This window comes from Opitutia bacterium KCR 482 (assembly GCA_029269845.2).
Classification (GTDB): domain Bacteria; phylum Verrucomicrobiota; class Verrucomicrobiia; order Opitutales; family Intestinicryptomonadaceae; genus Merdousia.
Genome location: CP149973.1, coordinates 919,571 through 942,409, shown reverse-complemented (window position 1 = coordinate 942,409; position 22,839 = coordinate 919,571). Strand labels below are relative to the sequence as shown.

Annotated in this window: 16 protein-coding genes; 6 read left to right on the top strand and 10 right to left on the bottom strand. The window is 57.8% G+C overall.

Annotated elements, in window-relative coordinates:
• Positions 1-33: 33 nt before the first annotated feature.
• Genes P3B99_003900 through P3B99_003880 form a run of 5 tightly spaced genes read left to right on the top strand, consistent with a single transcriptional unit; the run spans position 34 to position 4,478 of the window.
• The gene (locus P3B99_003900; GenBank protein ID WYJ08265.1) at positions 34-627 is read left to right on the top strand and encodes a Maf family protein; all 594 of its coding nucleotides are present in this window, start codon (positions 34-36) and stop codon (positions 625-627) included.
• Positions 628-631: 4 nt separating this feature from the next.
• The gene (locus tag P3B99_003895; protein WYJ08264.1) at positions 632-2,065 is read left to right on the top strand and encodes a hypothetical protein; all 1,434 of its coding nucleotides are present in this window, start codon (positions 632-634) and stop codon (positions 2,063-2,065) included.
• Complete coding sequence (locus P3B99_003890) at positions 2,062-2,802, top strand: RNA pseudouridine synthase (GenBank protein WYJ08263.1); 741 nt, start codon at positions 2,062-2,064, stop codon at positions 2,800-2,802. Before P3B99_003895 ends, P3B99_003890 begins: the two co-directional genes overlap by 4 nt.
• Positions 2,803-2,807: 5 nt before the next feature.
• Entirely contained in the window at positions 2,808-3,566 is a 759-nt protein-coding gene (locus P3B99_003885) for a DUF1189 family protein (GenBank protein ID WYJ08262.1), read from the top strand.
• A 9-nt stretch (positions 3,567-3,575) separates the two neighbouring features.
• Positions 3,576-4,478, top strand: a complete 903-nt coding sequence (locus P3B99_003880) for a DMT family transporter (protein WYJ08261.1) — start codon at positions 3,576-3,578, stop codon at positions 4,476-4,478.
• Positions 4,479-4,579: 101 nt separating this feature from the next.
• On the opposite strand, the gene P3B99_003875 is transcribed toward P3B99_003880, so the two are convergent.
• The 8 genes from P3B99_003875 to P3B99_003840 all read right to left on the bottom strand — a co-directional run bounded on the left by P3B99_003875 (position 4,580) and on the right by P3B99_003840 (position 18,299).
• Positions 4,580-5,581: a beta-ketoacyl-ACP synthase III gene (locus P3B99_003875; protein ID WYJ08260.1), complete on the bottom strand. Its 1,002-nt coding sequence runs from the start codon at positions 5,579-5,581 to the stop codon at positions 4,580-4,582.
• 101 nt (positions 5,582-5,682) lie between these two features.
• On the bottom strand, positions 5,683-6,780 hold the full coding sequence (gene plsX / locus P3B99_003870) for a phosphate acyltransferase PlsX (protein ID WYJ08259.1): 1,098 nt from the start codon (positions 6,778-6,780) through the stop codon (positions 5,683-5,685).
• A 221-nt stretch (positions 6,781-7,001) separates the two neighbouring features.
• The gene (rpmF, locus tag P3B99_003865) at positions 7,002-7,181 is read right to left on the bottom strand and encodes a 50S ribosomal protein L32 (protein ID WYJ08258.1); all 180 of its coding nucleotides are present in this window, start codon (positions 7,179-7,181) and stop codon (positions 7,002-7,004) included.
• A gap of 369 nt (positions 7,182-7,550) precedes the next feature.
• Complete coding sequence (gene smc / locus P3B99_003860) at positions 7,551-11,252, bottom strand: chromosome segregation protein SMC (protein ID WYJ08257.1); 3,702 nt, start codon at positions 11,250-11,252, stop codon at positions 7,551-7,553.
• Positions 11,253-11,256: 4 nt separating this feature from the next.
• Positions 11,257-13,929 (bottom strand): alanine--tRNA ligase, encoded by a 2,673-nt coding sequence (gene alaS / locus P3B99_003855; protein WYJ08256.1) that lies wholly within the window; start codon positions 13,927-13,929, stop codon positions 11,257-11,259.
• 18 nt (positions 13,930-13,947) lie between these two features.
• Complete coding sequence (leuB, locus tag P3B99_003850) at positions 13,948-15,045, bottom strand: 3-isopropylmalate dehydrogenase (GenBank protein ID WYJ08255.1); 1,098 nt, start codon at positions 15,043-15,045, stop codon at positions 13,948-13,950.
• Positions 15,046-15,182: 137 nt separating this feature from the next.
• The gene (locus P3B99_003845) at positions 15,183-17,888 is read right to left on the bottom strand and encodes a hypothetical protein (protein WYJ08254.1); all 2,706 of its coding nucleotides are present in this window, start codon (positions 17,886-17,888) and stop codon (positions 15,183-15,185) included.
• Between the two features lie 216 nt (positions 17,889-18,104).
• Entirely contained in the window at positions 18,105-18,299 is a 195-nt protein-coding gene (locus tag P3B99_003840; protein WYJ08253.1) for a hypothetical protein, read from the bottom strand.
• Between the two features lie 323 nt (positions 18,300-18,622).
• On the opposite strand from P3B99_003840, the gene P3B99_003835 reads away from it, so the two are divergent.
• Positions 18,623-20,005: a Gfo/Idh/MocA family oxidoreductase gene (locus P3B99_003835; GenBank protein ID WYJ08252.1), complete on the top strand. Its 1,383-nt coding sequence runs from the start codon at positions 18,623-18,625 to the stop codon at positions 20,003-20,005.
• A gap of 751 nt (positions 20,006-20,756) precedes the next feature.
• Here P3B99_003835 and P3B99_003830 read toward each other — a convergent pair.
• On the bottom strand, positions 20,757-22,457 hold the full coding sequence (locus P3B99_003830; protein WYJ08251.1) for a SulP family inorganic anion transporter: 1,701 nt from the start codon (positions 22,455-22,457) through the stop codon (positions 20,757-20,759).
• Positions 22,454-22,822: a hypothetical protein gene (locus P3B99_003825; protein WYJ08250.1), complete on the bottom strand. Its 369-nt coding sequence runs from the start codon at positions 22,820-22,822 to the stop codon at positions 22,454-22,456. Before P3B99_003825 ends, P3B99_003830 begins: the two co-directional genes overlap by 4 nt.
• Between the last annotated feature and the right edge of the window lie 17 nt (positions 22,823-22,839).

The following is a 22,839-nucleotide window of genomic DNA, read 5'->3' as shown; positions in this document are numbered from 1 at the left end:
TTCGGAGCGTTTGGAAAAATCGCGGTTTTTAAAATGAAATACGCAGGCAGGATTATTTTGGCGTCGGCGAGCCCGCGCCGCAGGGAGCTTCTCGAACGCGCGGGAGTGCCGTTCGACGTGCGCGTGGCCGACGTGTCGGAAGACGCCGACGTTTCCGCGCCGCCCGAAAGGCTCGCGGTCTCGAACGCCGAATTGAAGGCCTCGCGCGTCGCGCGGGAGAACGCGGAGCGGCTGGTGTTGGGCGCGGATACCGTCGTGTACCGCAACTCCAAAATCTACGGCAAACCGCGCGACATCGCCGACGCAAAGCGCATGCTCGCCGAGTTGCGTGGCGGGGCGCATTCGGTGTTCACGGGCGTGTGCGCGGCGTATTTCGACGGCGCGGAGCTTAGGACTAAAACCGCGTGCGGAGAGTCGCGCGTGCATTTCAAGAGCCTCGACGCCGACGCGATTTCGGAATATGTCTCGAAAGTGGACGTGCTCGACAAGGCGGGCGCGTACGCCGCTCAGGAATGCGGCTCGATGATAATAGAAAAAATCGACGGGGATTTCGACAACGTAATGGGGCTGCCCGTCGCCCTCGCCGAAAGCACGCTCGATATGCTTGCGGCGGAACTTAAAATTTAGGCTAATGCGCGGGAATTTCGACAGCGACTTCTATCGCGACGGCAACCGATACGACGTTCCCGCCGCACTCGCCGCGCTTGTTCTCACTGCGCTGCTCCACGTCGGCGCGTACTGCGTAGTTCCCGACAAGTTCGCGCACGCCGCGCCCGAAAGCGACGACGGCGAATTGAAACTCGAAATCCTCCCTCCCAAGCTCGAAAACCGCAAACCCGAATTCATAGAGGCAAACCCTTTCGGCAACGACGCCGTGCCCGACTCGCCCGACGCCCCCGAATCTTTCAAAGACCAGCGGGCGGCGGACGAAATTCCCGACCCCGCTTCGAAGTCGCGCAAGCCGTTCGTTGTGGGCGAGAACACGGACAGCCAGAAAATCGTATCGGGCACGAGTTCCGACGACGACAAATATTCGCCCGAATCCGTCATGCAGACTCTCGAACGCCCGCTCGAACGCCCCGCGCAGCCCGACGAAGCGTCGGCGCAACAGTCGGGGGGCGGCTCGCCCGCCGCGCCGCAGACAAGTGCGGAGCAGCCCCAACAGGCGCAAACGGCGCAAGCCGACGCGCAAACTTCGGCGCGTTCCGAATCGGAGGCTTCGGAGCAAGACGGGGCTTCTTCGGGGAATCCGCCTGAAAACGGCGGGGCGCAGTCGGGCGGAAACGCCGCCGAGCCGGCGCAGCCTTCCAACGCTCCGAAAGCCGAACAAAGCGATTCTGACGCCGACGAAAAAACTCCCGACGACCCCGACGCATTTCTCAAAATTTCGAAAAAACCTTTGACTGAAAAAACGACCGCAAAAGATTCGGGCAAGTCCGACTCCGCAAAATCGGACGCCCGCGCGGACGCTTCGAAGCCCGACAAATCGGACGGCGGAAACGCCGCGTCGCAGGGCGCGGGCAATGCGCAAAAAAAGGGCGCGGGCAAGCCGTCGCAATCGCAAGCCCGTCCGCCCGCGCAGACTTCCGCAACTCCTCCGACTCCGCAGGCGTCGCAAACCCCCGCGCCTGCTTCCGCCGAAGAGCCGCTTCCCGCGCCGCGTCCGCGCCCGACGCTCAGCATGAAAATCCCCGCAGGCCCGCTTGCCGACAATCCCACGCACGCGAGCGCGCGCGGCACCGTCGCCTGCGATTCGCGGTTCAGCGAATTCGGCGCGTACCAACAGCGCATGATTGAGGCAATCTCGCGCCAGTGGAATCTGCTTGCGTCGAAGTACGACTTGGGCACTGCGGTGGGCACGATAGTCGTCGCCGAATACTATTTGAATTCGCTCGGCGAATTGACGAAATTCAACATAGTGTTTTCGAACTCAACAAACACGGGCAGCGGCCTTTGCGAGCAGTCGATTCTCACGACCGCCCCCTACGGCGAATGGACGCGCGAAATGGTCGCCGCGTTCGGCAATCAGGAGCAGTCCGTGCGCATAACATTCCACTACCGATGAAAGAATTTGTGAAAAGTCTGCCGCTCTCGAACGGCTGCGAGGTTCTTGCTTTCGACGAATGCGGGCTTGTGGCAATCGGCAAGCGCGAGGGCAGGGCTACGCACCCGAACCCGAATCCCTCCGCCAACGCGAAGCCCGCAATGCTCCGCGCGGAATACGATTTCGACGGAGAGTTCTACCGCTGGGGCGGCGGGCAAAAGCTCTTTCTTGTAAACAGGCTCGACTCGCCGACTTCGGGCGTGGTGATTGCCGCCCGCGACGAGGCGGTCGCGCTTGCCGCGCGGGCTGCATTCAAAAACAAGGCGGTCGAAAAGGAGTACGTCGCAATCTGCGTTGGCGTCGCCGCGCCGCGCGGAACGTGGGTTGACAGGCTGCGCCCGCACCGCGAGGGCAGGGTTGTGCGCACTTTCTCCGAATCGGGCGGGCTTCCCGCAAAGACCGACTTTGCGCGTTTGCGCGTCGCGGGCGGCTTGTCGGTTCTGCGCCTCATGCCGCGCACGGGGCTTACGCACCAGCTTCGTGTGCAGTGCGCAAAGCACGGCTTGCCGATTTTGGGCGACGCCACTTACGGAAATTTCGCATTCAACAAAAAATTCAGGGCTTCCTCCAAGCTCAACAGACTCTTTCTCCACTGCCTGAAAACGAGGCTTTCAGTCGAAATCGGCGGGCGGACGGTCGAGTTCCGCGCGGAAGCTCCGCTGCCAGACTCTTTCGAAAAGGCGGTGTCTAAAAAATAAAAACCATGGACGTATTTAAAATGCTTTGGCTGTCGTTCGGCAACACGGACGCATACAAAAACGCGGTTTTCGGCTGGAAGTGGAAATCGGTTCTGTACTTCTTTCTGCTTTCCCTGCTTTCGTCGGCGTCGGCGATGCTTGCAACGCACCGCGTACTCGGCGAATTTTACGACGGCTCGATTGCCCCCGCGCTCGAACTACTCAAAGGCGTGAAGGTCGAAAACGGGCGCGTCAAAACCCCCGACGGCGCGGACGTCGAACTGCGCGGGCGCGACGGAAAAGTCTTCGCCGTCGCAAGCCAGAACTATGTTGACGCCGTGAAGACGAAAGACCTGATGTTCGCGTTCGAGCGCGACAGGGTTTCGTTCTACCTGCCAGACGGCGGCGAGACTTTCTTTTCGCTCGCGGGCTACGACAAACTTTTGGACGGGCGCGGCGTGGACGCAATGCTTCCGTCGAAAAACACGCTGCTTTACATAATCGCGCCGCTTGCGTGCCTCTTCCTTTTCGTGATTCCGACGAACGCAGTTTTCGTCTCGCTCACGACTATCGCCGCATTCGTGCTCTCGCGCACGGTTTATCCTATCCTTACGTTTTGGCAGAGCGCAAGGCTTGCGCTGTGCGCGCTCACGCCGTCGATTGTGGTCGACATCGTTTCGGTTTCGGCGTTCGGAAATCCCGTTCACGGCTTTGTGTACGCGCTGATTTCGGGCGGCATGGTGTTCTACGTTTTGAAGTCTTTTGCGCGGTCGGCGGTAGAATAGGGGGCGGCAATGTCCAAATTCTTGGGAATATTTTTCGGAATGCTCTCGGCGGTGGCGTACGGCACGAACCCGCTTTTCGGGGTGCGGCTTATCCGCGCGGGCTTTCCCGTAGACTCGATGATGTTCTGGCGTTTCTTCGGCGCGGCGGTTTTGCTTGCGCCCGTCGCGCTGTTTTCCGAGCGCGGCGGATTGCGCGTTCCGCTTCGCGCGGTCGGCTGGCTTGCGCTTCTTGGCGCGCTTTTCGCGTTTTCGGCGGAGGCGTTGTTTTGGTCGTTTACGAAAATGTCGGCGGGGGTGGCTTCCACGCTTCTGTTTTCCTATCCGATTTTCACGGCTCTGATAATGTCGCTGTTTTTCGGCGAAAAATTCGGGCTTGCGGTGTTTTCGTCGATATTCCTGTCCGTCGCGGGGGTTGCGGCAATCGCGCTCGACGGCGCGGAGCTTTCGGTAGATTTCTTAGGCTCGGTGTTCGTGGTTCTCTCCGCGCTTTCCTACGCGTTCTACATGGTGATAATTAAAAAGGCGTCGCTGCTTGCGGGTATCGGCGGGCTTAAACTTACGCTTTGGGTTTTGGGGCTCGCGTCGGTTTTTACGTTCGCAAAGTGCGCGGTTGCGGGCGGCGTTGCCGCGCCGCAGACTGCTTCCGAAATTCTCGATTCATGCGGGCTTGCGCTTATCCCGACTGCGGTTTCGATAACGGCGATAGCCTATTCCGTCAAATACGCTGGGCCGACCGTCGCGGCGGTTTTGGGCGCGTTCGAGCCGCTTACCGCGGTTTCGCTAAGCGTAGTGTTTTTGGGGGAATCGTGCACGGCAAACCTCGTTGCGGGTATAGTGCTGATAGTCTCCGCCGTAGTGATTCTTGCGTTTTCGGACTGCGGAAAAACGCCTAAGCCCGATTTTCGCGGCTGAATTTTACGCTCTGCGCAAGTAGCGGAAATCCCGCCGAAGAAACACGGATTTTTCCCTGCGAAAAAAACGAAAAATTCCGCCGCCGAAATTCCGCCAGCCCCTTAGAAGAGCACGAGCGTTGCGCCCCACGTCAGACCCGCGCCGAACGCCACGAACAGAACGTAGTCTCCCTTTTTGATTCTGCCGTTGCGGGCGGCTTCGTCGAGCGCAATCGGAATCGACGCCGACGACGTGTTTGCGTAGTTTTCTATGTTGACGTATACTTTTTCCGAGGGAATTTTCAGGCGTTTCGCCACGCTTTCTATAATGCGCGTGTTCGCCTGATGCGGAATCAGAAGCGAAACTTTTTCGGGCGGCACTTTGCAGAGGTCGAGCACTTCGAGCGCCTTTTCCTGCATGATTTTCACCGCGTGTTTAAAGACCTCGCGCCCGTCCATTTGCACAAAGTGCAGGCGTTTTTCGACGGTTTCCGCCGAGGTCGGAATGAGCGAGCCTCCCGCGGGCATGCGCAGCATGGCGGTGTCGGAGCCGTCCGCGCCCAGAACCGTTCCGAGAATCCCCGTGTTTTCCGCGTCAGACGCGCTTAGAACGACCGCGCCCGCGCCGTCGCCGAAGAGCACGCAGGTTGACCTGTCCGTCCAGTCGACAATGCTGCTCATCTTTTCCGAGCTTACCACGAGCGCGTTTTTGTAAAGCCCGCTTTGCATCATGCGGGTCGCGACCTCCGTGCCGTAGACGAAGCCCGAGCACGCCGCACTTAGGTCGAAGCACGGAATGTTGTTGCGGATTCCGAGCTTTGCCTGCAAAAGGCAGGCTGTGGAGGGGAACATCATGTCGGGGTTGACGGTCGTGACGATGACCAAGTCTATGTCGGCGGCGGCGATTCCCGCGTTTTCGAGGGCGTTCTTCGCCGCCACGAGAGCCATGTCCGAGGCGGCTTCGCCGTCGGCTGCGATGTGCCTGCGGCGTATTCCCGAACGCTCGAAAATCCATTCGTCGGAAGTGTCGAGAAATTTTGCGAGGTCGTCGTTCGAGACGGTCTTTTCGGGGACGTAGCTTCCCGTGCCCGCGATTACGATGGAGTTTGGCTTTTTGAAATTCATGTCGCTTTCAGATAAAATTTGGTCCGATGTTTTTTTTGCGGCAGTGCCGCGTTTTATAAGGGGAAAGCTTAAAACATTTGTAGCCTTCCCCGATGATTTTTTCAGCCCGTCGTGTTGTGCTCTTCCGCCGACTTGCGCTCGCGCTCGCGGGCGGTTTCCTTGTTCTTTTCGACGATTTCTTTGAGGCGCGAAACGTCCTCCTTAATGCGCGACTGCATTTGTTTGCGCAGGCAGCGCAGAGTGATTTCTATCGCCCCCGCAATCTGCTTGCGGTTGCTCGACCCGTGCGCCTTGACCACAAGCCCGTTCAGACCGAGCAGGGGCGCGCCCGAAAATTTGTCGATGGGCAGGCGTTTTTTCAGGTTTTTGAAAGCCCCGCGGGCAATCAGAATGCCGAGCTTGTAGACCCACGAGCGCATGATTTCCTCTTTGAGAATGTCCTTGAACATTCTGACCGAGCTTTCGAGCGATTTCAGCACGACGTTTCCCGTAAAACCGTCGCATACGACAACGTCGAACTCGCCGTCGAAAAGCCCGAAGCCTTCGATAAGCCCGCCGTAGTTTATAACGCCCTCCTGCGCCTTGAAAAGCCTGTGCGCGGTCTGGACAAGGCTGTTGCCCTTGCAGTCTTCCGTGCCGTTGCTAAGCAGCCCCACGCGCGGATTTTTTATTCCGAGAGCCACGTGCGCGTAGTTTGCGCCCAAAATGGCGTTGTCTACAAGGCTTTCGGGTTTCGGGTCGGGAGCCGCGCCGACGTCAATCATTATGAAATTTTTGAACTTTCCGGGGATAACCGTGCCGAGTGCGGGGCGTTCAATGCCGTCCATTGTGCGGAGTCTGATAGTGCCGCCCGCCATGAGAGCGCCGGTGTTTCCGCAGCTGAGAACGGCGTCGGCAGTGCCGATTTTCACGAGGTCTATCGCGCGCATCATGGAGGAGTCGCGCTTGGTTTTCATGGCCTGAATGGGCTTTTCGTCCATTTCGATGACTTCCGAGGCGTTGTAGACCTGCACGCGGTTGTCTTTGAGAACGTCGTGGCGGACGAGCAACGGCGAAATAACCTTGTCATCTCCGACAACGATAATGCGGAAGTCGCTTTTGTCGGAGGAAAGTGTCTGCCGGACGCCGATAATCAATTCTTCTGGCCCGAGGTCGGAGCCCATGACGTCTACGGCTATTGTTGGGATTGAGTTGCTCATCGAAAATGACGTGTTGATTTTCTGAGAAAAAATCGGCTGGAAGTTTCGGTTAAAAACGCCGAATAGTCAACCCCAAAAGCCGACCGCGCTTTTCCCCAAAAAGAGGAAAGAGTTTTGCAAAACGAAGCTCGAAAACACGACCCCCGATTAAAGAAAACGCGGGAGTTATTAATTAAAATAAATCCCGCATTACGATGAAAAAAGCCTATCGACTTTAAGAACTAAACTTTAACGCTGATTACCTGCTTGCCGCGGTACATACCGTTGGAGGGGTTAACCCTGTGCGACATGCAGATGGAGCCGTCCGTCGGGTCTTTTGCGAACTGGGGAAGTTCGTAATGGTTTGCGGCGCGGCGGATACGCGTGCGCTGTTTAGATTGTTTGCGTTTTGGTTGTCCCATGGTAGATTACCTCTTTGAAATTTATTAAAAATATGAACACTACGCTTTGCCGCGCTTTTGTCAAGAAGCTTTTTTTTCCTATTTTTTTCTTTCCGAATTTTTGCGCCCTTGCCGTGTTTTGCCGATTCCGTTTTTTGCCGCAGGCAATTTACTTTTCTTTCTTTGCGGTTTATCCCAACACAAAGCCATTGCGAAGCAATGCGAACTTATCGGGGAAAGGCGCGGGTATACCCGCGCCGCATAACCACCGTAAGGAGCGAAGCTCCGTAGGGAGGCGCACCTTGCGCCCGCGGCTCGCGCCCGCCTTTTGGGGGCGGTAGCCCCCTCTGTTGGCGTCAAGGCTTAGCCTTGCGATTCGCACATAGTCTGCTATCGGGCGATTTCGGCGGAAGTTTCGGCTTCCCTTAGTTTCATGGAGATTAGGCGGGTGACGCCGCGCTCCTGCATGGTGACGCCGAAGATTGTCTGCGCCGCCGACATCGTCCTTTTGTTGTGCGAGATTACAAGGAACTGCGAGTAGTGGGTAAACTCTTTGAGCAGGTCGGTGTAGCGCCCGATGTTGGCGTCGTCGAGGGGGGCATCAAGCTCGTCGAGCACGCAGAACGGGCTTGGCTTTACCATGTAGATTGCAAAGAGGAGGGAGACCGCAGTCATCGTCCTCTGCCCGCCCGAAAGCAGCGACAGGCTTTTGAGAACCGTTCCTGGGGGACGCGCGACGATTTCGATGCCGCTGTCGAGCACGTCTTCGGTCTCGACCAGTTTGAGGTCGGCAGTGCCGCCGCCGAAGATTTTCTGGAAAGTGAACTGGAAATTCTTTTTGATTTGCTCGAAAGTGTCGGCAAAAAGCTTTTGGCTTGTGGCGTTGATTTCGTCGATGTCGGCGACGAGCGCGTTTTTCGACGTCCAGAGGTCGTCGGTTTGCTTTTTGAGGAAGTCGTAGCGTTCTTTCAGCTCGGCGTATTCCTCGATTGCCACGAGGTTTACCGCGCCCATGGCGTTTATGCGCTCGCGCAGCTCGCGCACTTCGTCGTCAATTTTGGAGAAGTCGGTGTTGTCCATTTCGGCGAGGTCGGCTTCGGTGGGTTCGCCGCGCTCGCGCTTGGGCTTGGGGGCGACTTCGCCTTCCTCCAATTCTTCGAGCTTTATTTTAGACTCGAATTCTTCGTCCGACTTCCAAAGCTCCGACTTCCAGTCTACCGACGCTATTTCCGTCTCGTACTCGTTGAGCACGCGCTCCGCCACATAGTCGAGCTTTGCGCGAAGCTTTGCCACGCGGACGTCGCATTCGTTTTTCGCGGCGTTGTTGCGCATTTGCGCTTCGCGGTCGCCCGTGAGCGACGCCTCGAACGCGGCGATTTTGTTTTCGCATTCGGAAAATTTCACGCGCCCTGCCTCTATCGTTTCGAGCTGCTCGCGGAGGGTTTCGGCGAGGGTTTCGGCTCGGCGTTTTTCGGAGGCTGTTTCGTCGTCGAACTTCGCGATTTGCTCGGAAAGCGAGCGCGACTCCGCCGAGCGTTTTTCTATCAAAATCCTTGTCTCGTTCTGCTGTTCGGCGGTCGCCGCCAGCCCGCGTTCGAGGCTTTCGAGGCGCGAGCGTTTCTGCGCCAGCTCGAGGCGCGTTTCGGAAACGACCGCGTATTTTTGGTCTTTGCTTTCGCGCAGTTCGGCGATTTCGCGCTCCTTTTGCTCTGTGAGGTTGCGGGCGTTTTCTATTGTCTGCTCCGCCTCCGCGAGAGCCTTTGTCGCGGAGTCGAGCTTGTCCTGCGCCTCGAAGCGCGAGTTTTCCATCTCCGCCAGCGACGCCGACTTTTTCTCAATCTCCGCCTTTTTCTCCGCCAGCGACGCCGCAACCCCCGCCGTCTGTCCGTTTATCGACGCGATTTCGCGCTTGATTTCGGCGGCTGCGTTTTTGCGGTTTTCAATCTCGCGCTCGGCGGCGTCGAGCTGCGCGTTGATTTCCATTGCGCCCTCGGTGAGCGAGGTGAGGGCGGCGTTTTCGGATTCTATTTCGGCTTTCAGGCGTTTGATTTCCTGATTCCTCAAAATGAAGCTGCTTTCGGTGTCGCGCTTTTCGCCGCTGGCGGCGTAGACGATTCCGCGGGCGTCGAGCATGCTGCCGTCGCGGGCGACGGCGGCCACGAATTTGAAGTCGGGCGCCGCCGCCGCAAACGCCGCAAAGTCGGCAATGTTTTCGCAGAAATAGCAGCCCGCAACGAGGTTTGCCGCAAAGCGTTTAAGGTCTTCCCTGTCTGTTTTGACGACGTCCGCGCCCCTGCGGATTCCGTCGGGCAGCGGCGTCTGCGACTCCCCGAAGTTCGACTGCGGAATCTGAATGCAGGCGTTGCCGAGGTTTCTTTCGCGCAGAAGCGAGAGCGTCTGGGCGAGCTTGGAGGAGTCCTCCAAAACGACGGCGTCGAGCGCGCTTCCGAGGAGCGTTTCGAACGCGGAAGTCCAGCCGTCGGCGACCTCCACGTTTTGGCTTACGATTTTCACGTTCGACGGGTCTATGCACTCCGAAAGACGCCCCTTTACAATCGCCTTGACGCCCTCCGAGAAGCCCTCCATGCGCGACCGGAAATCGTTGAGAAGCCCGAGCCTTGCGCTTTTGCTCGCAAGCTGTCTGTCGAGCTGCTGGATTTCCGCCTGTCTGTTGCGGTACTGCGCGCGCAGTTCCTCCGAACGGGCTTGGGCGTCGGTAGTGTCCGCCTCGGCGTTGCCGAGCCTTTCGTTTGCGTTTTCGAGGGCGGCGTCAAGCTCGTTTTTGCGGTTTTCGAGAGCCGCGCTTTCCTCTTTCAGCTGGAAGACGGAGTCCGACACCGCCGCGTGGCGCACTTGGTACGACTTCAAATCGACTTCGAGCGTCGTGCAGTTCGCCCTGAGGCGCGTAATGGAGCTTTCGCCCATGAGGGCGTCGCGCTTTGCCTTCGAGAGTTCCTCCTCCGCGGCGCGGAGCATGCTTTCCGTTTCGGCAAGTTCCTCGCTCTGCCTGCGGAAAACTTCGTCGTCGGCGGACACCAAGTTCAGCTGCATTTGCTTTACTTCGGCGTCGCCTTTTGCCCTGCCTTCGAGAGCCGCGAGCTGTTCGTTGAGCGAGGCAAGCTCTGTCGAAATCTGTTCTATGCGTTCGGCGAGGTCGCGCTTTCTGACCGCCGCGAACTCGCAGTTTCTTTCCGCCTGCTCCTTTTGCGAGCGCGTTTCCGCCGCGCTTTGGCGCAGGTATTCAAGCTGGGCGGCGCATTCGCCGCGCTCGGCGCGCATGCGGGCGAGGGTTTCCTCCGCCGCCGCGAGCTTGCGGTCAAGCTCGAAAATGTCGGACGAAATTTTTTTCAGCGTTTCCTCGTCGGCTTTGAGCTGCTCGGAGCGGTCAGCGTAGTTTTTTGCGTTCAGCGCGAGGTCGAGGTGCTTCAGCCTGAAACTCGCCCGCTTGTAGCGCAGCGCTTTCGACGCCTGACGTTTCAGCGTGCCGATTTGCCGCCCGATTTCCTCGATTCTGTCCGTCGCCCGCGCGAGGTTTTGGTCTACGAGCGCGAGCTTGTTGAGGGCTTCGCGGCGTTGCGTTTTGTATTTTGTAATGCCCGCCGCCTCTTCGAAAATCGAGCGTCTCTCGCCGGGGTTCGAAGACAGAATCTGGTCGATTTGCCCCTGCACCATGAACGAGTACGACACCCGCCCGACGCCCGTGTCCATAAACAGCGTCTGAATGTCTTTAAGGCGCGCCGCCTTGCCGTTGATGAAGTATTCGCTGCCTTCGTCGCGCCCGACGCGCCGCGTGATTTCCACTTCGTTGAAGTTTGTGCCAAGCTGGCCTTCGCAGTCCGAAAAAAGCAGGCTGACTTCGCAGAATTGCAGCGGCTTGCGCGTTTCCGTGCCCTGAAAAATGACGTCCTGCATTTTTCCGCCGCGCAGCGCCTTTGCGCTCTGCTCGCCCAACACCCAGCGAATTGAGTCTACAATGTTGCTTTTGCCGCAGCCGTTGGGGCCGACAATGCAGGTAATGCCGGGGGTAAGGGGTAGCTCCGTCCTGTCGGCGAAGCTCTTGAACCCGTTGATTGTCAGCTGCTTTAAATACATGGCGTTATTTTATTTCGGCTTTGTATTCGTCGAAGATTTTTGCGATGTCCTTCGCCGAGCCGCCGCCCTGCGCGAAGTCGGGCTTGCCGCCGCCCTTGCCGCCGAGCTTGCCCGCGAGCTCTCGCACGATGTCGCCCGCCTTGATTCCCGCCGCGACCGCGTCGGGAGAGCAGAGCACGAGCACCGTCGCCTTTTCGCCGAAAGCCGCCCCCAGCACCGCCACGCCGTCGGGACGCTCCCTGATTGCGTCAACCGCAAGCTGGCGCATCTCCGCTGGGTTTTCCGCTTCGACGATTCTCACCATGAACGGAGTTTTTCCGTCTTTGAGGATAGCGTCGTTTGCGAGGCTCTTTGCGAGCTTGCCCGCGCTTTCCTTTCTGAAATTTTTAAGCTCCCTTTCAAGCTCGTTCTTTGCTTCGACGAGCTTTTTGAGCCTTGCCGACGCCTCTTCGGGCTTGCACGAGAGCGCGCGGGAGACTTCGCCGAGCGTCGACTGCATTTTGTCCACGCGGTTCAGCGCCGCCACGCCCGCAACCGCCTCTATGCGGCGCGTTCCCGCGGAAATCGCGCCCTCGCCGAGGATTTTTATGAAGCCGATTTCGCCGAGAGCCGCAACGTGCGTGCCGCCGCAAAGCTCCTTGCTGAAAGTGCCCACTTCCACCATGCGCACAACCGCGCCGTATTTTTCCGAGAAGAGCGCCATGCATTCGGGCGGGACTTCGTTGCGGGGCAGCACGCGCCACTTGACCGGCTCGTTCATGAGGATTTTCGCGTTGGCGAGCCTTTCGATTTCTTCGAGCTGTTCGGGCGTCGGGGCTTCGTAGTGGGTAAAGTCGAAGCGCAGGCGTTCGGCGTCTACGTACGAGCCCGCCTGTCTGATATGCGTTCCCAGAACCTGCCTCATCGCCCAGTGCAGAATGTGCGTCGCCGTGTGGTGGCGCTGGATTGCGCGTCTGCGCAGGCAGTCCACCGACACCACGACTTCGCGCCCGACCATTCCGCTTTTGAACACGCCCTTGCGGACTTTGTGGAGAATGTGGTCTGCCTTGTCCGCCTTTGTGTCTATTACTTCGTGCGCCACGCCGTCGATTTCGATGAAGCCCGTGTCGCCGACCTGTCCGCCCTTTTCCGCATAGAACGGGGTCTGGGGCAGAATGATGTAGTCGGCGTCTTCGTCTTCGAGAATCGCGCTGATTGTCGTCGTGAAATTCGCGAGGTTGTCGGAGCTGTACCCTATGAACTGCGTAGCGTGCCCAGCCTCAGAGAGGTCTGATACGCTGATGACCTTGCGCGTCTGCGCGTCGCGGGCGCGCTTGCGCTGCTTTTCCATTTCGCGCTCGAAGCCCTCGGTATCTACGGGCATGTTGCGTTCTCTGGCGATAAGCTCTGTGAGGTCGATGGGGAATCCGAATGTGTCGTAGAGCGCGAACGCCTGTTCGCCGCTGATTTTGCCGTCGGTCGTCGTGATTCTGTCGAGAAGCTCCAAGCCCCTGTCGAGGGTTCGCGCAAAGCTCGTTTCCTCGGCCTCGATTGTCTTTACAATCATCTTGCGCTGCTCTTTAAGCTCTGGGAAGAACGGCGACATTTTTTCGATGACGGGCTCGGTGAGCTTTGTGAAGAAGCCGCGTTCGAGCCCGAGGCGCTTTCCGTACATCACCGCGCGGCGGAGAATGCGGCGCAGAACGTAGTTCCTGCCCTCGTTTCCGGGGATAATTCCGTCGGCAATAGAGAACGTGAGTGTTCTGACGTGGTCGGCGAGCACGCGGAAAACGCAGTCGGTAAGCTCCTGCGCGGACATGTCGCGCGGGTCTTTTGGGAGCGTTCCCCTGTATACTTTGCCCGACATGTGCGAGATGTATTTGAAGATGTCGGTAAAGAGGTCGCTGTTGTAGTTCGAGGCGAGCTGCGAGAAGTCGGCGAAATTCTTTGTAGTCGCCATGATTCCCGCGACGCGCTCGAAGCCCATGCCCGTGTCGATATTCTTGCTTTTAAGCGGAACGAACGTGCCGTCGGGCTGCGCGTTGAACTGCATGAAAACCAGATTCCAGATTTCTATGCAAAGCGGCGAGCCTGCGTTTACGAGCGCGCCCTCGGTGTCGCCCTTTGGGGTCAAATCCATATGGATTTCGGAGCAGGGGCCGCAGGGGCCGGTTTCTCCCATCATCCAGAAGTTGTCTTTCTTGCCGCATTTTTTGATGTGGACTTTCGGGTCAAGCCCGTACTTTTCGAACACTTCGACCCAGTAGCCGTACGCCTCTTCGTCGAACTCCGCGGGCTCTCCCTCCGACGGGTTGTAGACCGTCGCGTACAGGCGTTCCTTGGGGAATTTCCACACGTCCATCAGAAGCTCCCAAGCCCAGTTGATTGCCTCTTTCTTGAAGTAGTCTCCGAAAGACCAGTTGCCGAGCATTTCGAAGAACGTGTGGTGGTATGTGTCGAAGCCCACGTCTTCGAGGTCGTTGTGTTTGCCGCCCGCGCGAATGCACTTTTGCGTGTCGGCGGCGCGCAGAAACGGATTTTTTTCCTCGCCCAGAAAGTACGGAACGAACTGGTTCATGCCCGCGTTCGTGAAGAGCAGGTTGGGCGATGTCGGCAACAGCGGCGCCGACGGAACTATCGTGTGTCCCTTCGATTTGAAAAATTCCAGAAAACTTTTTCTAATTTCTGCGGATTCCATATGGATATTTTGTGTTTATTAGAGTCTTTCGATGATGGCGCGTTTCATCTCGTCGGTGGAGACGGCTTTCATGCCGAACGCGATGTCGCCCGTGCGCACGCCGGAGCATACCGCGCCGCGCACCGCCTTTTCGATTTCCGCCGCGATTTCGTCCTGTCCGAACGAGTAGCGGAGCATCAACGCCGCCGACAGAATCTGGGCGCAGGGGTTTGCTATGCCCTTGCCCGCGATGTCGGGAGCGGTGCCGCCCGCGGGTTCGTACAGGCCGAACTTCAAGCCGAGCGAGTTCTTGATGTCGCCAAGCGACGCGCTGCAAAGCATGCCGAGCGAGCCGCAGATTACCGCCATTTCGTCGGAAAGAATGTCGCCGAACATGTTTTCGGTGAAGAAGACGTCGAACTGGTTGGGGTCGCGCGCAAGCTGCATTGCGGCGTTGTCTACATACATGTAGGTCAGCTGGATTTCGGGGAAGTGCTTCTTGAAGTATTCCGTTACCGTCTTGCGCCAGAGCACAGACGTTTCGAGGACGTTCGCCTTGTCGATTGAGCAGATTTTCTTGTTGCGCGCCATCGCCGTGTTGCCCGCAACCTCGGCGATGCGTTCGATTTCGCTTACGCGGTACATCATGGTGTCGCACGCGGCAAGCTCGCCGCTGGGTTCCGTCCACGTCTTCTTCTCGCCGAAGTAGATGCCGCCCGTAAGCTCGCGTATGCAGACGATGTCGATGCCGTCGGGAATGCGCTCCGATTTAAGCGGCGAGGCGTCGGTAAGCTGCGGGTAGAGCAGTCCGGGTCTGATGTTCGCAAAGAGCTTGAAGATTTTGCGGATAGGCAGAAGCGCGGCGCGTTCGGGCTGTTCCGCGGGGGGGAGGTGTTCCCACTTCGGGCCGCCGACCGAGCCGAACAGGATTGCGTCGGAATTCTTGCAGGTTTCGACCGTCGAGTCGGGCAGCGCCTTGCCGAACTGGTCTATGCCCGCGCCGCCTACGGCGCAGATTTTGTAGTCGAGCGAGTGCCCGTGTTTTTTGCATGCGGCGTCGAGAACTTCGAGTGCCGCGTCCATTACTTCCGGCCCGATACCGTCGCCGGGCAAAACTGCGAATTTGAATGTAGACATAATATTTCTATTTTTAAAATTCCATAAAATCGGGCTACTAAAACACTTTTCGGCGCGGATTTCCACAAAAAAATGACGCCCCGAAAGGCGCTTGCGCCGTCGGGGCGCGGGGGAGGTCGTCTTGGGGGCGTTTTTTGCTATTCGGCGGAAAGCTCGTAGGCGATTGTCGCGCCGAACTTGTTGTGGGTGGAAAGGGCGAGTTTTGCGCCGTTTTCGGTTCTTTCAATCGGGATTTCCGCAATGCGTTTGCCCGTTGCGTCGAGCGCGAAGCATTTGAAGCCGTCGAGCCTTTTTGCGAACTCGATTTTCGACTCCGCCCGCGCGAGCAGGTAGCCGCCGCTTCCCTTTTCGAGGAGGGTCGCAAAGTTGCGCCCGCCGAATCTGTCGCCGCCGTTCATGATGTTGCTTATGTGCGCGGCGAGAATGCGCTTCGACTTCCCAAGCTCCGCGTCGTCGAGCGAGCACAGCGCGACAATCGACCAGCCGTCCGTGTTTTCGACCCGCGCGAATTTCCCCTTTTGCGCCGAGCATCCGTTTTGCGCAAACGCTTCGATTCGCGGCGCGACCGCCTTCCAGCGGGCTTTTGCCGAATCGAGTTTCAGCTCTCCCGTCGAGCTTGTGTAGACGCCGTTTTTGATTCCGCCGTCGTCGAGGAAAACCCTGTTCGCGATTTTTTCCGCGCTTTCCGACGTCCCGAAAGTCTTGCGGTCTTTCGGCGCAAACGCGGCGTCGGTGTAGAGCACGGCGGCGGTGTCTTTGGGGAGCTTTTTTTCGAGCGAGGGCATGTCCGCCGCCGCAACGACTCCCGACTTCGCCACAAGAGCAAGCTCCGCGAGGGCGTCGCAGAATTTGTACGCGTCGCCGTTTTTGCATTTGTCGAACGGCTTGTCGGAGACGGCAAGCGCCACGGTTTTTCCGCTTTCGGCGATGTCGCCGCGCAGGAACATCAGCGAGCCTATTTTGTTGGCGAGCGTTCTCGCGGCGTCGCCTGCTGTCTCGAAAATTCCCAGCGGCGGATTCCCGCAGATGTTCTTTTCGTGGTGCGTGTAGCAGAACTGCCAAAGCCCGTCGACGCCGTTCAGCGCCGAGTACGCGCCGACGAGCAGCCCGCCGACCGCCGCGCGGGGATTGGGGCGCACGTAGTCCCACTCGGTAATCGCCGTGGGCTTTGTCAGCAGGCGCGTTGCGCCGATTTTCATGAACGCGCCGCCGCGCTTTTCGAGCGGGTCTGCGGGGTCTACATACATGGGGGTTGTGAAGCGGTTTTCGTAGAACAGCGGGTGCCCGTTGTAGAGGTGGGTGTCGTAGACGTCGTAGCGTTCCGCCATGACCGTCGCGAGGAGCTTGCCGCCGTTTGTCTGGTCGGTGAGCAGCATGTTGGGCGCGATTGACTTTATATAGGCGGACATTTCGCGGTAGAAGCTTTCGTAGCGCTCGACGAGGAAGATTTGGAATTTTTCGTTCTCGTCGATTCCGTCGGGGAGGGCGGGCTTTCCCGCGAGCCACTTTTCGTAAAGCGGCTTTGCGATGTCGTAGTCGAGGTGCGTGCGGATTACGAAATTCCGCGCGTTTTCGATGCAGTCTTCGTTGACGACGCTCGCGAAAACCAGCGCAGGCTCGTCCTTGTACGCCAAGCCCGTGTAGGGGTTGACGTGGTTGAGAAAGTTTGCGATAAACCGCTTCAACGCCGCGCGAGCCTTGTCTGAGACGAAAAACAGCGCCTTCATGTTGTCGCCGCGGTAGGGTACGTCGTCGAATTCTTCGGGGAAGAGCCTGCCCGAGGCGTAGAAGTCGGTAGTGATGTAGATTCCGCGCTTTTTAAGCTCGGCGAAGAGGAAGTCGAACTTGTCCATGTTCTTTTGGTTCAGCTCGGCGAAGTCGCCCTTTTTGCCGCGCAGAATTGGCGAGAACTGGTGGAGGCGGGCGGTGTTGTAGCCCGACGCAGCGAACTCTTCGGCGAGCGCGGTTGCCGACTCTCCCGACGGAATGGTTGCGGTCTGGCAGACGTTTGCGCCGAAAAACCGCGCCTTGCGGTCGGGGCGTTTTTCGAACACGAAAGAGTCGCCGGCAGCCCTGACGAAGCCGTATTTACCCGCGGGGGCGTCGAGCAGGAAGGAGAAGTCGAGCGCGCTGTTCTTTTTTGTTTTGCGCGGGTTCGGCATCGGCATGTAGTCGCGCGATTCCCCCACTGTGTACTCGTTCGCGAGCGGGACGGGCTTTTTGTTCTTGTCGAACGAGAAGTCGAGAGCCGTCTTGTATTTTCCGCCGCCAAGCTCGTCGAACATTATCGAAATCGAGCGGTATTTCAGCACTTTCTGCCGCACACTCTCCTTTATCGCTACGTCGAGCTTCCCGCTTATTTTAAGCTCGCCGTTTTCCGACTGTATGGAAAGCTCCGACGCCGAAAATTGTTTTGTCTCCGGCGCGACGCTTTTGCCGTCGGCGAAAATCCTGCCGTCGAAGACGTCGGCGGGCAGGTGGAACTGGAACGACGGGCGGAGCTTCGAGCCGCGCGGCGGCGTGCCCACTATTTCGGTTTCCGCCTCGAAGCGTGTCCGCGAGTCCGAAATTTTTTCTACCCTTTGGGCGATTTTCATTTCGCCGATTTTTTTCGTCGAAATCGCGCCCGACAACTCGTAGAGCTTTTCACTCGATTTTTCCGAGCCTATTTTTACGGCTTCCTCCTGCCTTACGAAACGCCACACAACCGACATTTTCGTCCCGTTCGAAACCGCCGTGCCTTTCGGCTCTATTTCGAGCGCGCCGTAGTTTTTCGCAGTTGCGGCGGCCGACGCGAGCACGAACGCCGCGCCTGCGGCAAAAATAAATTTCGCATGTGTCATGGCGCAATGTTCTATGTAGGCGGATTTTCAAGGCAAGTTTTTTTCGGACGCCTTCCCCCGCCGCGCAAATATCCGGAGCAAAAAAGGCGCGGGATTTTGGCTTGCAATTTCCCGTCCGCACAAAAAAAGGGCGACCTGCTTGATAGCGGTCGCCCCTTTTTTATGAGTGCGTCGTTGCCCGTTCGAGTTTTCGCCGCACCCGCGTCGCGATTGCGACTAATTCAGCGCAAACGCCCTTTGCGCGCCCGTAATTTCGCGGTTGTTGCGGAAAAATCCGTCGAGCTTTAACTCCCGCTCAATGTATTCTTCCAGCGAGGCCGACGGGCGGCAGCGGTATTTTGTTGCGCCGAATTTGTTTCCGTCGCGCAGTTCGTAGTCGAACACGGCGACGTTTTCTTTTCGGTATTTCATAGAACGCCTCTATTGAGGTTGACGGTTCGGGCGACACTTGCCGCGGCAAATCTCTCGCGAACCGTCATAATACTCTATTCTTTTTTCGGACAAATCAAGCGTTTTCTTTAAATTTTTTAACGGAATTTCGAAAAATTGCGCCGCAGCATGCTCGGCGCGGCTTTTGGACGCAAAAAATTGTTGACTATTTTGGCACTTCTTTTTGAATTTTACATGTTTAAGGGGAGTCGCGAGCCTCGCCCGCCGCAAGGCGTACGTCCTTTCGAAAATGCCGCCTCCGCGCGGGCTTTCCCCCGATTTTACTTAACTACAAAGACTAAAACATGTTCAACAGAAGAGAGTTCCTCAAAAATTCGGCGTTGCTCGGCAGTGCCGCTATGTTCCTCGGCGGACGTTCCGCGTTCGGCGAAACCAAAAAATTCGGCGCAAACGAACTGCTCCGCGTGGCGGTTGTCGGTTGCGGCGGCCGCGGCTATGCGGCGGTCAAGTCGCTCGGCGCGTTCGAAAGGGTCAAGCTCACCGCGTTCTGCGACGTTGACGACGTCCGCGCGGCAAAGGCCTACAAGGATTTCCCCGCAGTTCCCCGCTTCCGCGACTACCGCGTGATGTTCGACAAGCTCGGCGATTCCATCGACGCCGTCGCCGTCTGCACTCCCGACCACATGCACTACCCGATTGCCGCGTGGGCAATTGCCAACGGCAAGCACGTCTTCTGCGAAAAGCCACTTACCCGCACAATTTGGGAAGCGGAAGAATTGAAGCGTCTCGCCAAAAAGGCTGGCGTCATCACGCAAATGGGCAATCAGGGGCACACCAACGAGGGCTGGCGCGTAATCCGCGAATGGTACGAAGCCGGAATCCTCGGTGAAATCGAAGACATCCACATTTGGACAAACCGCCCGATTTGGCCGCAGGGCGACCTCAAAATGCCTGCGGGTCAGCCCGTGCCCGCCACGCTCGACTACAACCTGTGGCTCGGCGTCGCGCCCTACCAGCCCTACAACAAGGCGTTCGTTCCGTTCAACTGGCGCGGTCTGCGCAACTACGGTACGGGAGCTGCGGGCGACATGGCGTGCCACTTCCTCGACGTTCCGTATTCGGCGTTCGACCTCGGCTTCCCGCAGGAGGTTGTCGGCAATTCCACACCTTTCAACGATTACAGCTGGCCGAGTCAGGCGTCGTCGGTTATGACGTTCGCAAACGAGCGCGGCGTCGGCGGAAAAATCCGCCTGCACTGGTACGACGGCGGCAGAAAGCCGAAGGCGATTAAGCGCGTGGACAAGTCGTTCCTCGACGACCCGCGCAACAACAACGCGACATTCATCGTGGGCACAAAGGAAACAGTCTACACCAACGAATACGGCGTAGGCTCGCGCATTTGGCCGGCTTCGCGCATGAAGGATTTGGCGAAATCGGGCGCGCTCCCGAAGAAGACGATTCCCCGCTCGGTTGCCCCGAACAATCCGCACAAGGAATGGGCAATCTGCTGCTTGGAAGGCAGGCAGTCGGTTGGCAATTTCGACTACGCGGCTCCGTTCACGGAAATGGCGTTGCTGGGAATGGTCGCGCTCTGCGAACCGAACATTCCGCTGGTGTACGACCCGAAGACGATGTCGTTCCTGAACTATCCGAAGGCGGACAAGTACATAAAGTCGCTCTACGCCTACCGCAGCGAGTTCCTGCCCTCGCGCATACGTCTCTTCTAAGCGGCACGGGGCGTGAAAGTACTTCCCTAAGGGCGTTTCCCTGTACCCGCAGACCGCTCGCGTACGACAAGTACGCCACGCGCCCTGCGAGCACAGGAAAGCCACCCTTATGAAAGCACTTTGACGCCCCTAAAATTACAGCGCACGGCGCGGAAGATTTTTAGGTTGCGTTGGGATAAAAGTGGAGTTGTTAGGTTGGTGAGCCGACTTATATTTGCGGATAGTCGCGTACGCCACGCGCCCTGCGAGCACAGGAAAGCCACCCTTATAAAGGCACTTTGACGCGCACGGGGCGTGAAAGCACCGTTGATGCGGCGTTTCCCCGCGCAGTCAGACCGCTCGCGTACAGAAGTACGCCACGCGTCCTGCCTGTGCGTGAAAGCCACCGCCTGAACGGCACTTTGACGCCCCTAACAAATGTGTGCTAACGCACGAAGTTTTTTAGAATGCGTTGGGATAAAAGTTTAGTTAAAAAGTAAGCGGAGATTCCAAGTCTTGGAATTTCCGCTTTTTATTTTTTCGCGCAATGCGCGTCTATTTTAAACTGTTTCTCTCTACTGTTCGGCAGTCCCAACACGAGTAATTGGCGAAGCCAATACGAACTGATACAGAAAAGCGGCAAGTATACTTGCCGCGTGTAATCACTATGAGGAGCGAAGCTCCGTAGGGAGGCGCAACTTGCGCCCGCGGTTATAGCCGCGCCGCATAATCACCGAAAGGAGCGAAGCTCCGACGCCGTGTAGGCTGCAGCCTACCGAAGTTCCGTCGACTGGCGCGGCTCGCGCCCAAGGATTTCGCGGGATTTTTCGAGGGCGGCGTCGATATTTTCGAGGACATATTCTTCGCCGATTTTGTTGAGGAAGCCCGATTTTTGCATCATGTGGAGGGGCTGGGAGTGCGCACCCGTAATCATGAGTACGACGTCTTTTGCCTTTAATTTTTCGTAGAGTCTGTCGAGCACGTCGAGGGCGGTTGCGTCCATTGCGAGAACCGTGCGCATGCGCAAAATTGCGATTTTGGGGCGTTCGCCCATCGATGTCAAAATGCTTTCAAGCTTGTCCGCCGCGCCGAACATCAGCGCGCCGAAGATTCGGAAAATCATCACGCCTTCGGGAACGTCCTTGCCTTCGAGCGAGTATTTCGAGAGGTCTGTTTCGAGCTTTTTGTCTACGAGCATGACCTGCGTCGTCTGCGAGACTCTCCTAATAAAGAGCATTGCCGCAAGAATCATACCGACTTCGATTGCGAGCGTCAGACCGAAAACCACGGTGAGCAGGAACGTCGAGACGAATACGACGTCGTCGGAGCGCGGCAGCAGGCGCATTTCGGGGAAAGCCGACCAGTCGCCCATATTGAACGCCACGACGAACAGAACCGCCGAGAGCGTCGCAAGCGGAATGTATTGCGCGTAGGGCGCGGCGAACACGAGTATGCAGAGCAGAACCGCGCAGTGCACGACGCCCGCAATCGGCGTGCGCCCGCCGTTTTTGATGTTGGTTGCGGTTCGGGCAATCGCGCCCGTTGCGGGAATGCCGAGGAAGAAGGGGGCTGCGATGTTCGCCATGCCCTGCGCGATAAGCTCCTGATTTGAGTCGTGCTTGTCGTCAATCATGCCGTCGGCAACGACCGCCGAAAGGAGCGATTCAATCGCCGCCAAGAGCGCGATGGTGAACGCGGGCATGAGCAGGTTTTTGATGTTGGCGAAATCTATGTCAATCCATTTGAATTGGGGGAGCGAATTCGGAATGTCGCCGAAGCGCGTGTAGATTGTCTCCGTTTCCCAGCCGAACTTCGACATCGCAAGCGCGGCGAAGGTGCCGACGAAAATCGCGCCGATTTGTCCCGGAATGCGCTTGCGCCACGACAGCGGCCAGTAGACGATTACGAGCATCGAGAGCAGCCCGATGAAAAGCGTGGGAATGTGCGTCGTGCCGATTGCCTTGCAGATTGCGACGCACTTGGGAATGAAGTCTTCGGGCACTTTGTCGATTTGCAGCCCGAAAAAGTCCTTCACCTGCGTGGACATGATGAGGATTGCGATGCCGTTTGTGAAGCCCACTACGACGGGGCGCGGAATGTAGCGGATTGCGTTGCCCATTTTCGTAATGCCCATCACGATGAGGAAGACGCCCGCAAGGAGCGTCGCCACCGCAAGCGACGCATACCCGTACTGCCCGATGATTCCCGCCACGATTACGATGAACGCGCCAGTCGGGCCGCCGATTTGGACTTTCGAGCCGCCGAAGACCGAGATTATAAAGCCCGCGACAATCGCCGTGTAGATGCCCTGTTCGGGCGTGACGCCGCTTGCTATGCCGAACGCCATTGCCAGCGGGAGGGCGAGGATTCCGACGCTAAAACCCGCGCACAGGTCGGCGGCGAAAACGGAACGGTTATAGCCCTTCATGCAGTCGAGCATTTTGGGGCGGAACGAGAATTTGGAATGACTCATTTTGTGAGGAGCTTTTTAACGGAATCGGCGACGTTGTATTTTTCGTCGGGCATGTAGATAAAGGCGAAGCAGTTGTCGCAAACGCCGATATTTCTGTTTTTTTCGAGATATTCAATCTCGTCTGCCGATATTTCCGCGCCGCAAGCCGCGCACTTGCCGTCAACGACTTCCGCGAGACCGCTTTTGCCGTCCGATTCGAGCCTGTCGAAATGCGACAGCGCGAACGACGGAATCTGCCTGCGGTTCGCCGCGATGAGGTCGCGGAGTTTTTCCGTGTCTTCGTCGGACATTACATTCGACTCCGCAAGTTTTCTTGCCTCGCGGATTTGCAGCAGCTTGACTATAATGTCTTCGGTATGTTTCATAATGTAAGGGCGGTAAG